This window comes from Amycolatopsis coloradensis (genome assembly GCF_037997115.1).
Lineage (GTDB): Bacteria > Actinomycetota > Actinomycetes > Mycobacteriales > Pseudonocardiaceae > Amycolatopsis > Amycolatopsis coloradensis_A.
This window is the reverse complement of record NZ_CP150484.1, coordinates 3,990,823-4,005,463: the sequence shown is the minus strand read 5'-3', so window position 1 is coordinate 4,005,463 and position 14,641 is coordinate 3,990,823. Positions and strand designations below refer to the sequence as shown.

The following is a 14,641-nucleotide window of genomic DNA, read 5'->3' as shown; positions in this document are numbered from 1 at the left end:
TCCGCCTGCACGCCACGACCCGCGACATCGGAGCCACAGTCGTGAACCCAGGCGTGATCGACACCGCGTTCTGGCACGGCCGGCGCCGCGTAACCCCGGGTACGAGGCCGAATCGCCCGCACCGCCAGGAACCACCTGGATCACGAAGCCCATCGAACAGACTTACGGGACAGCGCCTAGCCAGGGGCTTTCCGCAGCCAGATGTTTCCGCCGGGGTTGTTCGCCATCACCGGAATCCGTCCCTCCAGCAGTCGCCGGTGGTGTATCCACATGTACTGCTGGTACCAGCGGATCTCGAAACGGTCGTTGTACATCAGGAACGCCCGCAGCAGGTAGTCCTCCTGCCACGCCCGCCCTTCGGTCAGCCACGTCATCGGGTACTCGAAGGGGAAGAACACATCGTGGAGGTGGATCCAGACGCCGTCGGACAGCCGCGGCAACACCTCGAAGAACAGGTAGTTGACGTCCGAGCCTGCCTTGACGACGTGGGTCGAGTCGATGAACAGCACGTCCCCGGCCTCGAGTGCCTGGAACGTCTCGACCGGGACGTCCTGCACGGGCTTGCCCAGTATCCGGACGCGTTCGCCGTCTCCGGTCCGCAACAGGCTCTCCAGCAGCTGCGGGTACGGCTCCACACAGGTCAGCTCGGTGTCATCGAGCCAGCCGTCGATCGTGTCGAGCATCATCGCGGTCGAGTAGCCGGAGCCGACCTCGATGACACGGCGGGGCCGAAGGTGGCGCAGCATCGTGTGCAGCGTGATCGCATCCGACCACGAGTACTCCGGGTTGTCGAAGAAGAAGCGGTGGCGCTCGTTCGGTTCCGCGGTGAACGGCAGGTCCGCCGCCAGGTCGGCGAGCTTGCCGAACAGGGCTATCTGCTCGGCTTCCCGGAGGTCGACGGCCTCGGGACGGGCATCAACGTCGAAGAGTGCGGCAGCGCGCCGGCCGATCTCCTCCTTGGCGGGGAAGGGAGAGTAGAAATGTCCCGGCGGCACCCAGGTGCGGTACTGGTCTTCGAACGCCTGCTTCGCGCGCAGCACGTCTTCGTGCCGGGACCGCAGGTTCTCGTGCTCAACCATGAGCAGGCGGTGGCTCTCGGCCAGCTCGGCGTTCCGCTGCAGCACGCCCTCGCAGGTCGTGTCCAGCCGCTCGTACCGCTCGGCCCATTCCGAGGCACGCAGAACCATGTCGTCATAGGACTTGCGGGACACCGCCCACCGCTTGACGATCCTTCGAAGCCGCCGTTCCAGCGAGCCGGACCACGAGTCCGGCGAAGTCAGCGCCATGAGCCCGAGACTAGCAATGCCGTGCTCGGCCAGGGTCATGCGCTGCTTCCCTCACCCATGCCGTCGACCGGCGTGACCGTCAAGGTGCGGGCGGTAGCGCTGTCAGGGCTTGGCTGTTCCTGGGCGAGAGGTTCGGCGGTCTCCCAGGACGCACTCGACGGCGTTCGACCGCCGCGGCCGCAGCACGGCTCTCGTCGACACCCCGGTCAACTCCCGGATCTCGTCGCGCCTCCCTTGGCGCGAGCCGCTGTGAGGTACTTCGTGGAGCTCGATCGGTCTCCGATGCCGCGGGCCTCTTGACGATGCCGGCCGTTCGGGGCACCTGAGGCGCGGCGAGAACGGGAACCAGGTAGATGCGTGAACCGCAAGAATCCGACGGACTACTTCGCTCGGCGGGTCATCTGAAGGGTGGCGATCGGGCGTTTGTCTGCGGCTTTGAGCGCGGCCTGTGTGCGTTGGTAGAGGGGAAGTTCGCAGGTGGGGATGGGGCTGTTGATCTCCCTGCGCAAGGTCCCGGCCTCGTCCAGCAAGCCGGCCGTCTCTTCCCAGCGGTGCTGTTCACAAGCGATCGCGGCCATCGCCTCGAGCACGCTGGCCATCCGCCACCGGTCGCCTAGCTTGCGGTGCAGGGTAAGGCTTCGTTCAAGGAGCGTGCGAGCTTCCGCCGAGCCGGTCGCGTGGTGTACCAGGCCGAGCAGGTTCAGCGTCCAGGCGATTCCTTCCAGGAATCCGTTGTGCTCGGAAACCGTGTGTGCCTTGGCGAGCAGCTGGAGCGCCTGCGTGTTGTCGCCTCGGTAATGCGCTACCGCACCGAGATGGATGACCGCACTGGCGGTCGACTCCGCGTCGCCCAGTTCCTCCGAACGGCGCAGACTTTCCTGCGCCCACTCGACGGCTGAGTCGAAGTCGCCGCGCAGCCATGCGGTGAAGGCGCACAGCTGCATGGCTCGCGCGATGCCTGGAGCGTCGTCGATGGCTTGGAAGGTCTCCAGAGCGGACCGGTGGTACTCCAGGGCCTGCTGGTAGCTGGCATGTTCCCGGCAGATCGAGCCGAGTAGCAGACGAGTGCTGGCAACGCCGTGCACGTCACCGAGCGACTGGTACAAGTCCAGGTTCTGCTCGGCCAGCTGTGCGGCAGCGTCGTAGTCGCACTGAAGGAAGGTGAGGGTGACCGCCCCGGCGATTGCCTTCGCCCGCAGCGCGGAGGGGGCCTGCCCATCATGATCCAGAGCGCCCGCCAGCCACTTCCGGCCATCCCCGTAGTGTCCGCGCAGCCGGCAGTACCGCGACAGTGAGCCGGCCAGTCGCAAGACCGGTGCGGGATCGGGATGCGCCATCGTCCAAGCGATGGCAGCTCGAAAGTTCTCGTGTTCGGCGGTCAGCCGGTCCAGCCACTCCACGGCACTCACACCGTCGAGGTGTTCCTCCGCCCGTTCGGCCAGCGCCAGGTGGAATTCGGCGTGTCGTCGCCGCGCGCCGGCCAGTTCGTTCCCCACCAGCTGCACGGCGGCGAACTGGTGGATGGTGTCCAGCAGGTGGTAACGCGCGGCGCCGGCTTCCTTGGCCACCAATGACTTCTCTACCAATCGGCCGAGCAGGGCGGCAGCATCGTCGCCGTGCGGCCATAGTGCCGTGACGGCGGATAGCCCGAAACTCCCGGCGAACACGGCAAGCCGCCGGAACAGTGCGCGTTCGTCGGGATTGAGCAGGTCGTAGCTCCACTTGATGGTCGTGTGCAGTGCCCGATGCTGGGGACGTGCGACCTGGCTGCCGGACAAGAGCGTGTGAAAGCGGTCGTCCAGGTGTTCGGCGATCTGCCGGATCGGCAGCGCAGCCGCGCGGGCCGCCGCCAGCTCGAGAGCGAGTGGCAGCCCGTCCAAGCGTGCACAGATCAAGGCCATCTCGTGTGCGGTAGCCCCGTCCGTGCCGATCTGGGCTCCGGCGTCCTGTGCCCGATCGAGGAACAGCCGGACCGCGTCGTAGCGGAGAAGATCTCGGTGGGAATGCGGGGCGCCGGGGTCCGGGGTTGCCAGGGGCCGCAGAGCGTGGATCGTTTCACCCGGCACATGCAGCGGCTCTCGGCTCGTTGCCAAGACCCGTAACTCAGGACAGCTGGGGAGCACCGCACAGGCTAGCTGCGCGCAGGCGTCGATGAGATGCTCGCAGTTGTCGAGTACCAGAAGGAGCGCTTGATCTGCCAGGTGGTCGACCAGGCTGTCGATGATACTGCGACCGCCCTGCTCACTCAGGCTGAGAGCGTCGGCGATCGCCTGCGGTACGAGGTCGGATCCGGCCAGTGGGGCAAGATCTACGAAGCAGACAGGTTGGGCGTGCTGCGCCGCTATGGCCACCGCCAGCCGCGTCTTTCCACAGCCTCCGGGGCCGGTGACGGTGACCAGACGCCGCCGGGCGAGAGACCGCCGCAGCGTCGACATATCTGCCTCCCGGCCGACAAGGCGAGTGAGCGGCACTGGCAAGCGCCCTCTGAAGCGGTGGCCGGTCACGGTCACTTCCGGAGCAACCGGCTGATCGAGCGAGGGGTCGGCGGTGAGTATGGCTGTTTCGAGCCGGCGTAGCTTCGGGCCTGGTTCGATTCCCAGTTCGTCGATCAATGTGGCGCGGGCGCGTTGGTAGGCGGACAAGGCATCGGCTTGACGGCCCGAGCGGTACAGGGCAAGGATCAGCTGTTCCCACAACTGTTCCCGGAACGGGTGCTGGATGACGAGGAATTCCAGTTCGCCGACTGCGGTGATGTGTTCGCCGAGGGCGAGGCGGGCGCTGATCAGGTCCTCTGTGGCGGCAAGTCTGGCCTCGTTGAGCCGGGTTGTCTCGGCACGCCGCCATTCGCCGGGACGGCAGTCGGTCAATGCCTCGCCACGCCACATCTTCAACGCGGCCTGCAGCGACTCGGTCGCCACTTTGAGGTCTCCTGCGGCCAACGCGTTTCGCCCTTGCGCAGAGAGAGTTTCGAAGCGGATGGCGTCCACCGCGTCCGCGGGTGCGCGCAGTACGTAGCCGGAATCCCGGGTGGCGATCAGATCCGGGAGACCGGCCTCACGAAGCCGGCGGCGCAGGTGAGCCAGGTGGCTGTGCAGGGTTTTCGGGGCGGCTGGTGGTCCCGCGTCAGCCCACAACGCGTCGATGAGCGCCCCACGGGTCACCGTCTTGTCCGGAGGCGACGCCAGACGGGCGATCAAGGTGCGTTGTCCCCCACCGTGCAACTCCACCACGCCGCCGGGCCCGAGCACCTCCACCGGACCCAACAGATGGATCTTCACATTTTCCGGCATTCCCACCCCCACCTGCATCCCCCATCCGCAGGTCAGACACGGATCCGAGAATCATCGATGCTATCCGCTCCGCCGGGAAAGCAAGGGTTTGAACAAGGCCAAAAGCGTCATTTTCGCAAATCAGACAATCGGCCGTCATCGCCCAGTGCCCGCTCGGCCGCGTCCAGGTCGATGCGTGCGAGCTGGAGCCTCGTGGCTTCCTCGCCACTCCGCGCACCACGAGCGGCGTCACGATCGCCAACACCGGCACCGGGCGTCATCTCTCCGAGTACGGGCGGGAAACGCGGTCGTGCAATCCACTGGATGACCTGGTCCTCACCGAGGGCACATCTTCAGGGGGAAGGAATCGGGTCCGCCAGAGCCCGCTCGACCTCGTCGAGTCTTTCGACGACCGCCACCCGGCCAGGGTAGGCCGTCGCCCCACCCGTTTTCACCTCCCGGCCGGTGACCAGCAGAACCACGGTTTCCAACGGGTCCACCAGACCGCGTTCGACGGCACTTTCCAGCCCGGCCAGGGCCGCCGCCCCGGCTGGTTCGGCACCCACGCCTGCCCGGCCGGCCAAGGTCGCGACCGCGTTCAGCAGGGCGTCATCGGTGACCGCCACCATTTCTCCGCCGCCTCGGCTTATCGCGTCCAGCACGGCATCACCGATGGCCGGGTGTACCACCGCGATGCCGTCGGCGACCGTGGCGGCGGGATCCAGCTCCGTCTGCCCGGCGGGCGTGCCGAACCAGGCTCGCACCAACGGCTGACAGCGCTCGGCCTGTACCCCGATCAGACGTGGTTGGCGCGCGGAGAGGCCGCAGCTGACGAGTTCGGCGAAGCCCTTGTCGAGCGCCACCAACGTGGGGCCGTCGCCGACCGGGACGATCATCACGTCCGGAACCCGGCGTTCGAGTTGTTCCCACACCTCGAACGCCACCGTCTTCTTCGCCTCGATGGTGAACGGGTTGGCGCCGGTGTTGCGGTCGAGCCAGCCGAACGTGCGGGCGGCGGCCCGGGAGAGCTCGACAGCGGCCGCATAGCCTTCGCGCACCTGAAAGACCTGTGCACCGGCCTGCGTCATGAGCGCGAGCTTCCCCGGACGGCAGTCGGTGGAGACGAAGATGACTGCCCGCATTCCGGCTGCCGCGGCACCGAAGGCGGTGGCCACAGCCGCGTTGCCGGTGGAGGCCGTCGTGATCGTATCCACTCCGCGCCGCAGCCCGTCTTCGATCACGAGCGCGGTGGCACGGTCCTTGTTGGACGCGCTCGGATTACGCGTCTCATCCTTGATCCATAGCTGCGGCGTGCCCAACTCCCGTCGCAGAGCCGGTGCGGGCAAGAGCGGCGTGCCGCCGACCGGCAGCGGGTACCGCACCGGATCATCGGGAACCGGCAGCAGCTTCCGGTATCGCCACATGGTGAACGAACCCGGCCGCCCCTGCGACATCAGCGCGGGGCTGTAGTCGTATTGCAGCCATTCACATCCCGCCAGGTCGGCCGACCCGGTCACGCTGCCCACGTCGTAACCACCCCTCTGTGTCAGACTGCCCGGGAACCGGCGGGCAGCTCGTCGGCGCCGAGCACGTCCTCGCCGTAAAGATCCCGCAGCCAGTTGGTCTGGTAGACGGTGTCGAGGTAGCGCTCGCCGAGGTCCGGGGCGATGGCCACAGCGGTGAGTTCACGCGCGTCGCGCCGGGCCAGCCAGTCCATCGCGCCGCTGACCACTGTGCCGGTGGAGCCGCCGAACAGGAATCCGCTTCCGGCCAACCGATGGCAGGCACGGACGGTATCCGCCTCCTCGACACGTACCACATCGTCCACATAGGACTCGTCGAGTAGCGGTGGACGGACGCTTGTGCCCAGGCCGGGAATCATCCTGCGGCCCGGCGGACCGCCGAAGGTCACCGAGCCGGCGCTGTCCACCGCGACGACCCGCACCGGCCGGTGCCACTCGCAGAAGTAGCGTGCGCAGCCCATCAGGGTCCCAGTGGTCCCGGCCCCGACGAACAGCACGTCCAGCTGCGGGAACGCGGCCGCGATCGCCGGGGCGGTCCTGCGGTAGTGCGCCTCCCAGTTGCCCGGATTGGCGTACTGGTTGAGCCATACGTACCGGTCGTCGGAGGCGCACAGCGCACGGACGTGGTCGATCCGTGCGCCGAGAAAGCCGCCGGCGGCGTCCGGTTCGGTGATGACGTGCACCTGGCTGCCCAACGCCTCCATCAGCCGCCTGGTCGACAGGTTGCAGCGGGAGTCGGTCACGCACAGGAACCGGTAGCCCTTGCTCGCCGCGATCATGCTCAGCGCCACGCCCAGGTTCCCGGACGAGGACTCGACCAGGATCGACCCCGGAATCAGGACTCCGTCCCGCTCGGCGGCCGCCACCATCTCGGTGGCGGCCTTCAGCTTGATCGAGCCGGCGAAGTTGAACCCTTCACACTTCAGGAAGAGCGAGTGCCCGAAGATCGACCGAAGGTCGACGTAGAGCTCGTCTTCGTTGAAGTCCTGGGGAACGGATATGACCGGCACCTTTGCCCCCTTCATTTGTGTGACAGCTACTCGACCGCTCATCCGTACCGGCGCAGCTCGTAAAAGAAGTCGTCGACGACCTGCAACTCGCGGGAGCGGACCACTTCCTCGTAGACGTACTTGCCCACCGCGAGATCGAGCACTCCGAGGCCGAAGGGCGAGAACACCACCGGTCGGCCGGCCGGCACCGTCACCCGCCCGGAGATCACGTCGTCCAACGTGCCGTGCAGGAAGTCCCGGTCGCCCGTGAGCTGTTCGGCCAGATGTGGCGAGGTATCGGCTTTCAGGCAGTGCTCGATGTCGTCGACGATGTTGGTCGAGGCGAGCACGATCTCCGGCGCGAGGTCGCGTAGCGACACGTGCAGCACCAACGGATTGTGTTCGAACCACGCCGGTTCGCTGACATGCGGCTGACCGGCGACGGTGGCGAAGACCACCAGGTCGGCCGACCGGATCAACTGCTCGGCGCCCTCGTGCACGGTGATCCGGCCGCCGGCGCCCGACCGCTCCAGGTAACCACGGAAGCCTGCCGCGCTGTCGGCGGACAGGTCGTGCACGCCGATCTCGGCGAAGGACCAGCCTGTGCCGGCCAGGAAGGTGTGGATGTAACGGGCGATCAGGCCCGCCCCGAAGAACCCGACGCGCATCGGGCGTCGCCGGCCGCGGGACAGCCAGTCGGCCGCCGACGCCGCCAGCGCGGCCGTCCTGGTGGCGCTGATGATCGAGCTTTCCAGGCAGGCGAACGGGTAGCCGGTGTCGTGGTCGTTGAGGATCAGCACGGCCGAGGCCCTCGGGATGCCGGCCTCCACGTTCTCCGGGAAGCTGGAGATCCACTTCAGGCCGGCCACCCGCACCTGCCCGCCGATCGCGGCGGGCAGCGCGATGATCCTGGAGGACGGACGGTCGGGGAAACGCAGGAAGTAGGACGGCGGGTTCACCGAATCACCGGCGCTGTGCAGCCGATAGGCGGCCTCGACCAACTCCACGATCAGGTTTTCACGCCCCCGCAGCGCATGCTGGACCTGGGCGCCGGAGATCACCGCGAACGGTGGCACGGTGATCGGTTCGGTGGCGATCGGTTCGGACATTGCGGGCTCCGTTGCGGTGGAACGGATTGTGGTCATCTTCTGGTCACCTCCACGGTTGGCGAGCAGTCGGCCAGGCGCACCGGGTCGGCCATCGCGACGAGCACTTCGCGCGGTCCCTCGTAGGGGTCTCTGCTGTGCGCGGTACGGATGTTGTCGACGAGCATCAGGTCGCCGGCCTGCCACGGCTCGCGTGCGGTGGTGGCCTCGTAGACCTTGTTGATCAGCCGGATGACGTCCTCGCCGATCGCGTCACCGTTGCCGAAGCGGGTGTTGAACGGCAGGGCGTCGGCGCCATAAACGTCCACCAGGTACTCGTGCACCTCCGGGTCCAGGGTCCACTCGTTGAGGAACGCGATCTGGTTGAACCAGCAGCGTCGGCCGGTGACCGGATGACGCACCACGGCGCTGCGGCGCTGCCTGGTGTGCAGTCCACCACCGGGTTGCCACTCGAAGTCGATCGCGTTGGCACGGCAGTAGCTCTCGACGGCGCCACGGTCCTCGGTGCCGAAGGCTGCGGCGACCGACGCCCCCATCTCGTCGTTGTAGGTGCGGGTGAGCAGCCAGCCCTCCCGCTCGAACCGCTCGACCACCTCGCCGGGCAACGCCTCGAGCACACTCGGCGAGTCGGCCACCCCGATGGCTCCGCCGACGGTGGGCGCGCGGAGACAGGCGAACAGCATCAGGCCGGGGAACTCAAGCGTGTAACTCAGTTCGTGGTGCATGCACATCGGCTGGTTCGCAGGCCACGTCGATGACGAGTACACGCCGCCGAAGTAGGTCTGCCGGGATGCGAAGGCCTCCCTCTCGGTCATCAGACCGGTGGGCACCATGACTCGAAAGACGGCACCGATCTCGGCCGCGTCGCCCAGCCCGAGACCGCGGAGGAGGACCGAACCGTGCTCGGCGACGACGGCACGCAGCGCGTCCGAGTGCTCGGCCGCCCAGCTCAGTGCGTCACCGTTGGCATCGATCCGCAGTATCGGAGGTGTGCCGGGCCGCAAGTCCACGTCGAGCTGTGACGCCCGCGATGAGGACGACATCTCGGTTTCCTTTCAGTTGCCACTCGGGGAAGAAGTCAGCAATTCGACGGCGCTCCGCTCGGACCTGTCGTCGAGGATCGCGGCCAGATCGGTGAGGATCGGATGCCGGGTGACGTCGGTGAGGGACACCGCACGATCCAGGGCGATCACCAGCCGCACCGCCGACAGCGACGTGCCACCCCGGTCGAAGAAGTGGTCCCGCCGGCCGATCTGGCCGGCCGGGATCCCGAGCACCGTCGCCCACGCGGCCGCCAGCCGAACTTCGGCCGGTGTACCCGGCGCCTGGAAGTCTTTCTTCGTGACGTCGTGGGCGTCGAGTTGTGCGGCGAGCGCCGTCAGCGTTCTCCTGTCGATCTTGCCGTTGGCGGTCAGCGGCAGACCTTCCCTCCAATGGAAGGCCGACGGGACCATGTACTCGGGCAGCGACTCACCCAGCCGGTCCCGTATGACGCCGGCCTCGAGTGGCCGCCGACCAGAGCAGAAGGCCACCAGACGCTTGCTCTGGTCGGGCCCCTCGGCGACCACTACGGCACTGTCACGGACTTCGGCCATCCGCGACAAAGCGTTCTCGATCTCGCCGATCTCGATCCGGAAGCCACGGATCTTGACCTGGTTGTCCCGGCGGCCGAGGAACTCGAGCTTGCCCTCCGGCTGCCAGCGGCCGTAGTCGCCGCTCCGGCAGAGCCGCTGGCCCTCGCGGTGCGGATCGACCGTGAAGACCAGTCGGGTGCGCTCGGGGTCGTTGATGTACCCGCGGCCGACGCAGACCCCGGAGAAGACGATCACGCCGGGGGCGCCCAGCGGCACCGGTGACAGGTTCTCGTCGACGACGTAGACGTGCACGTTGTCGATGGGGCGGCCGAGCGGGACCCGTTCGCCGGCCGGTACCCGGTCCATGACCTCGTGGACGGCGTCGTCCGAGGTCTCCGTCAGCCCGTACGTGTTGACCAGCTTGATCTTGGGCTGGGCCGCGAACCAGCGCTCTACGAGCTCCTTCTTCACGAAGTCGCCGGTGGGCGACACCGTATGCAGGTCCGGCAGTTCGCGGGGGTGCTGCTCCAGATAGGACAGGACGACGTCGAGATATGACGGCACGACCTGGAGCACAGCGGCCCGGCCGTCGGCGATCGTGTCGACGAACCGCTCGATGTCCAGGATCACCTCCTGCTCGACCAGCAGGGTCCGCCCACCGACCAGTAGCGCGGCGACCAGCTGCCACACCGAGATGTCGAAGCACTGCGGTCCGGTCTGGGGGATCACCTCGCCCTCGCGGATCTCCAGGTCGGCGATCTTGGCGTAGATGTGGTTGAGCATGCCCACGTGCTCACACATCGCACCCTTGGGTTCTCCGGTGGAGCCCGAGGTGAACAGGATGTAGGCGAGCTGGTCCGGCGCGACGTCGATGCCGAGATTCCCGTCGGCATGGTCCTCCTGGTAGGCCGCGTCGACGCTGAGGATCCCGATTCCGGGCAGGGTGTCGAGGGCCGCGTCGAGCGTGGTGGTGCTGCCGCGTTCGGTCAGCACGAGCCCGCACTCGGCGCGGGCGAGCGCGGTCGCGATGCGATCGGCCGGGAAATGCGGCTCCAGGGGCAGGTACACGCCACCGGCCTTGAATATCGCGAGGACGGCGGCCATCCAGTCCAGGTTGCGTTCCATCACCACCGCGACGACGCCTTCGCGGCGCAGGCCCCGCGCCATCAGGGTTCGTCCCAGCCGGTTGGCGCGGGCGTTGAGCTCCCGGTAGGTCCACTGACGGCCGCCGTGCACGGCCGCGACGGCATCCGGGTGTGCCTCCACCCGCTGCTCGAACAGCTCGTGTACCCGGCGGTCCGGCAGCTCCCGGCGAAGTCCGGCGAGTCCGTTGAGCTGGAAGTCGAGTTCCTCGGCGGACAGCAGGCTCTGCCGTCCGTGCTCGGCATCCGGATCGGCGGCGATCAGCGCGAGCGCGGTGCGGTGATAGCCGGCGATCCTGGCGGCACAGCCGGCGTCGATGACGTCGGTCCGGTACCGCAACACGAGCTGGCCGCTGTGCCGCGAGATCCCCAACCACAGCACGGTGTTCTCGGCCAGGTCTTGATCGTCACCGGCCGGATCGAGCACGGTCGAGAACGACGGTTCGGTCAGGCCCAGCTCGCGCCCGAGATCATCGACCGGGAAGTCCTTGTACGACAACAGTTCCGACTCGGCTCGATGAGTGCCCAGGAGCAACGCCCGCCACGAGCTCGGTTCGGTCGTCAGCCGGCAGGGCAACGGCCGTCCGCCCGCCACGGCGACGTAACCGGTCGTGACCTCTCGCTCGCCGGACAGCGCGGCGAGCACCTTGGCGTGCGCGGCCAGCAGCACCGAACTGAGCGACACCGCCAGCTCGTCCGCGAGCCGCCACAACGTCGCCATCTCCTCGCCGGGGAGCGGCACCTCGCGCTCGGCGACGCCCGGCACCGGATCGATGGTCCACCGTGGGATCGTGGTGAACCCGCCCGTGACGAGCACACTCCGCCAGAATTCCCGGCCTGCTTCCGCTGGCGTTTCCATCAGACCTTTCACCTCCGCTCTCGCTTTGCGCGGTGCTATTTCTCGTCAACCAGAACGGTGTCGACGTCGACGTTCCGGCGAACCAGCGGGTCGGCCGAGTGGTCCGGCATCTCCCGGGCCGGGTTTCCGCCCCACCGTGCGCGCTGTGGCATTTCCTCGCCCTTCATGAGGAAGGAGTCGGGGGCCAGCACCGCGCCGTCGCCCATCGTCACGCCGTAGTGGACGAGGGCGCCGGTCCCGATGGTGCAGCCGGAACCGATCGTGGTGCGGTCGGACTTGAGGGCGAAGTCCTCCAGTGAGTGGCACTGGATCGAACTTCCCGCGTTGAGCGTGCAATCGTCGCCGATCGTCACCAGGTCCTTCTCCGCCATGGTGCAGCCGTCGTCGAAGAGCCTCTTGCCGAGCCGGACACCCAGCAGCCGCCAGGCCACGTTCTTGAGCGGGGTGCCGTTGAGCGCCATGTGCATGTGCCCGGTCATCTTCAGAAAACGTTCCCGCCGCCAGCAATCAACCTGGTAGATCGAGCAGGATGTCGGCCGCGTGCCCTGGAATCCGGTAGCGGCACGTTCGACCAGCGTGAAGTAGAGCACGCCGAACAGCACGGAAAAGATGAGGAACAACGCGATCGCCGACGCTCCCCACGAGCCGTAGAGGTCCGTGGCCCAGAAACCGATCATGGCGAGCACGAAGGCGTAGAACCACCGCGACAGCAGGAGCCAGCCAATGGTGCCGACGTTGTGCTTGTTCTTGGCCGCGAGACGGCGTGGCAGCTCGGGTCCGGTGGCCAGATGGTGGAACCTGCTGTCCCGCTCGACCGTGCGCGGGATCTCGAAGCTGGGCGAGCCCAGCAGACCGACACCTTCCCGGACCTCTCCGTCGATCGGGACCATGACCTTCGTCGCGAGCAGGCAGTTGTCACCGGTCCTGCCCTGCGAGGGATAGACGATTTCGTTGCCGAGGAAGTTGCGTGGCCCGATCGAGGTTCGCGACACCTGGAAGGACGAGCCGGAGAAGTCGGCATTGACGATCGACAGTCCGTCGGCGATCACCGTGCCGCTGCCGACGGAGACCAGATAGGGGGTCTCATGCTTCACTTTCTTGCCGAAGTTCGCCCCGGTCTGCACGACCGGAGTGAGGCGATACCCGAGCCGGCGCAGATAGCCGACGATGTAGGAACTGTCCCCGAGCAACTTGATGAAGAACGTCCAGTTGGTCAGGCGCGCGATCGTCCGATGGACGGCGTAGTGGAATCCGTACAGGCGATAGACCTTGTCCGGTTCGATGGCGAGGTTGAGCATGCGCGGGACGGTCACGACGACGAGGAGGCCGACGAGCGCGGAGCCGAAGAACAGCACGAAGGAGGTCACCAGCGCTGCGCCGTAGAACCTCCAGTTCGTGAAGGCCGACGGCCCTGGCTCGAGCAGCATGGCGAGCACCGGGGACTTGGCGAACAGGAGATCCACACCGCCGAACGCCAGCGGAGCGTAGAAGAACAGCACGCTCACCAGTTGCAGGATGGTGTAGGCGGCCCTTCTCCCGGTGCCGCAGCCGGCCGGTTCGACCCCCAGGTAATACGCTCCGGTCGGCTGCGCCGGGGACCCGTGCCAGCGCTCGCCGCCGGGCACGGCCTGCCCGGCGTGCAGCGAGGAGGTATGGCCGAGCTGGGCCCCATCGCCGAGCGAGGTCTCGATGTCGAGCACCGCCTTCTCGCCGACGAAAACGTCCTTCCCGAGGGTGACCGCGCCCGTCTGGATCTCGCCGGCGCAGGCCCGGTAGCAGGTGAGGTACGTGTCCTTGCGGATGACCGTGCCGTCGCCGATGGTGAGCAGGTCGGTGCACACCGGCGCATGCCGGGAGAAGATCACGGCACCGCGCCCGACTCTCGCACCCAGCGCCCTCAGATAGAGCACGTAGAGCGGCGAACCGGCGAACAGGACCAGCGGGTTCAGCGTGACCAACGTCTTGACCACCCAGAAGCGGACGTAGGCCAGGCTCCAGATGCGGATCCGCTGGTGCCGCCACCGGCCGATGAGCACCCATTTCGCCAAGATCGGGAGAGCGCACACGCCAACGAAACCCGCGACGCCGGCCAGCACCATCCGCAGGTAGTCATCGAGCAGACTGCCATCCCCAGCGGAAATCCAGTCGACGCCTTGCTCGACGGCGAGCGCGGCAAGGTAGGCGTACCCGAGCAGGATCAGAACCTGGAGCGTTCCGCAGAGGACGTACTGCCGTGCGCTGACCGGCGTCGCCACCTCGATGGCCGCCTGGGCCGGCTCGACCGGGGTATCGCTCGACGGCGCGAGCGCCGCCGCCAGGCTCCTGATCGTGGGATGCTGGTAAATGTCCTTTATGGACACTGATGGCAGGTCCGCGTGCTTCCTGACCCGGGCACAGAACCGGGCCATCACCATCGAGTCGGCGCCGAGGTCGTCGAAGAAGTGGCTGTCGACCGACACCCGCTCGACGCGCACGACACCGGCCAGCACCTCGGCGAGAATCCCTTCGGTGCCGGTCGTCGCACCGGCGCGATCGACGGCCCGATGATCCACTGGCATGTCGTCTCCTTTGAGCAGTACATCGAGAAATGACCGTGCGGGGTTATGACGGACACGCCGGGATCCCGCGCGGGCGGTTTCCGCGGGCGGGCTCGCCTCACATTACAAGCGGTAGCGCGTCGAGGGAGGAGCCATTGGAAGCCTCGTCGTACAGAACTTTTTGTTTTGTTCTGGTGACCACTAGAGCGCCTGGCGATTGCGGCGCGCTTGCGGCTGCCGCAGCCGTAGCGCAACCCTGCCTCAACTCGATACTGGGTAAATGGCCCTACGGATCGCACACGCCTTGTTCGCCAAGGCCCTCACCGCGCCGTGGTGGCCGACTCCGGCAGAAGCGG

Annotated in this window: 8 protein-coding genes; all 8 read right to left on the bottom strand. The window is 67.3% G+C overall.

The window, feature by feature from the left end:
• Nucleotides 1-176: 176 nt before the first annotated feature.
• The gene (locus tag LCL61_RS18640; protein WP_340688006.1) at nucleotides 177-1,325 is read right to left on the bottom strand and encodes a class I SAM-dependent methyltransferase; all 1,149 of its coding nucleotides are present in this window, start codon (nucleotides 1,323-1,325) and stop codon (nucleotides 177-179) included.
• A 341-nt stretch (nucleotides 1,326-1,666) separates the two neighbouring features.
• Entirely contained in the window at nucleotides 1,667-4,594 is a 2,928-nt protein-coding gene (locus tag LCL61_RS18635; protein WP_340688005.1) for a BTAD domain-containing putative transcriptional regulator, read from the bottom strand.
• 314 nt (nucleotides 4,595-4,908) lie between these two features.
• On the bottom strand, nucleotides 4,909-6,081 hold the full coding sequence (locus tag LCL61_RS18630; protein WP_340688004.1) for a threonine synthase: 1,173 nt from the start codon (nucleotides 6,079-6,081) through the stop codon (nucleotides 4,909-4,911).
• A gap of 20 nt (nucleotides 6,082-6,101) precedes the next feature.
• Nucleotides 6,102-7,088: a 2,3-diaminopropionate biosynthesis protein SbnA gene (gene sbnA, locus LCL61_RS18625; RefSeq protein ID WP_340688003.1), complete on the bottom strand. Its 987-nt coding sequence runs from the start codon at nucleotides 7,086-7,088 to the stop codon at nucleotides 6,102-6,104.
• Between the two features lie 38 nt (nucleotides 7,089-7,126).
• A complete protein-coding gene (gene sbnB / locus LCL61_RS18620) occupies nucleotides 7,127-8,176 on the bottom strand; it encodes a 2,3-diaminopropionate biosynthesis protein SbnB (protein ID WP_340688002.1) in 1,050 nt (349 codons plus the stop codon).
• A gap of 32 nt (nucleotides 8,177-8,208) precedes the next feature.
• The gene (locus LCL61_RS18615) at nucleotides 8,209-9,216 is read right to left on the bottom strand and encodes a TauD/TfdA family dioxygenase (protein ID WP_340688001.1); all 1,008 of its coding nucleotides are present in this window, start codon (nucleotides 9,214-9,216) and stop codon (nucleotides 8,209-8,211) included.
• 12 nt (nucleotides 9,217-9,228) lie between these two features.
• Complete coding sequence (locus LCL61_RS18610) at nucleotides 9,229-11,748, bottom strand: amino acid adenylation domain-containing protein (RefSeq protein ID WP_340688000.1); 2,520 nt, start codon at nucleotides 11,746-11,748, stop codon at nucleotides 9,229-9,231.
• A 35-nt stretch (nucleotides 11,749-11,783) separates the two neighbouring features.
• A complete protein-coding gene (locus LCL61_RS18605) occupies nucleotides 11,784-14,306 on the bottom strand; it encodes a Pls/PosA family non-ribosomal peptide synthetase (protein ID WP_340687999.1) in 2,523 nt (840 codons plus the stop codon).
• Between the last annotated feature and the right edge of the window lie 335 nt (nucleotides 14,307-14,641).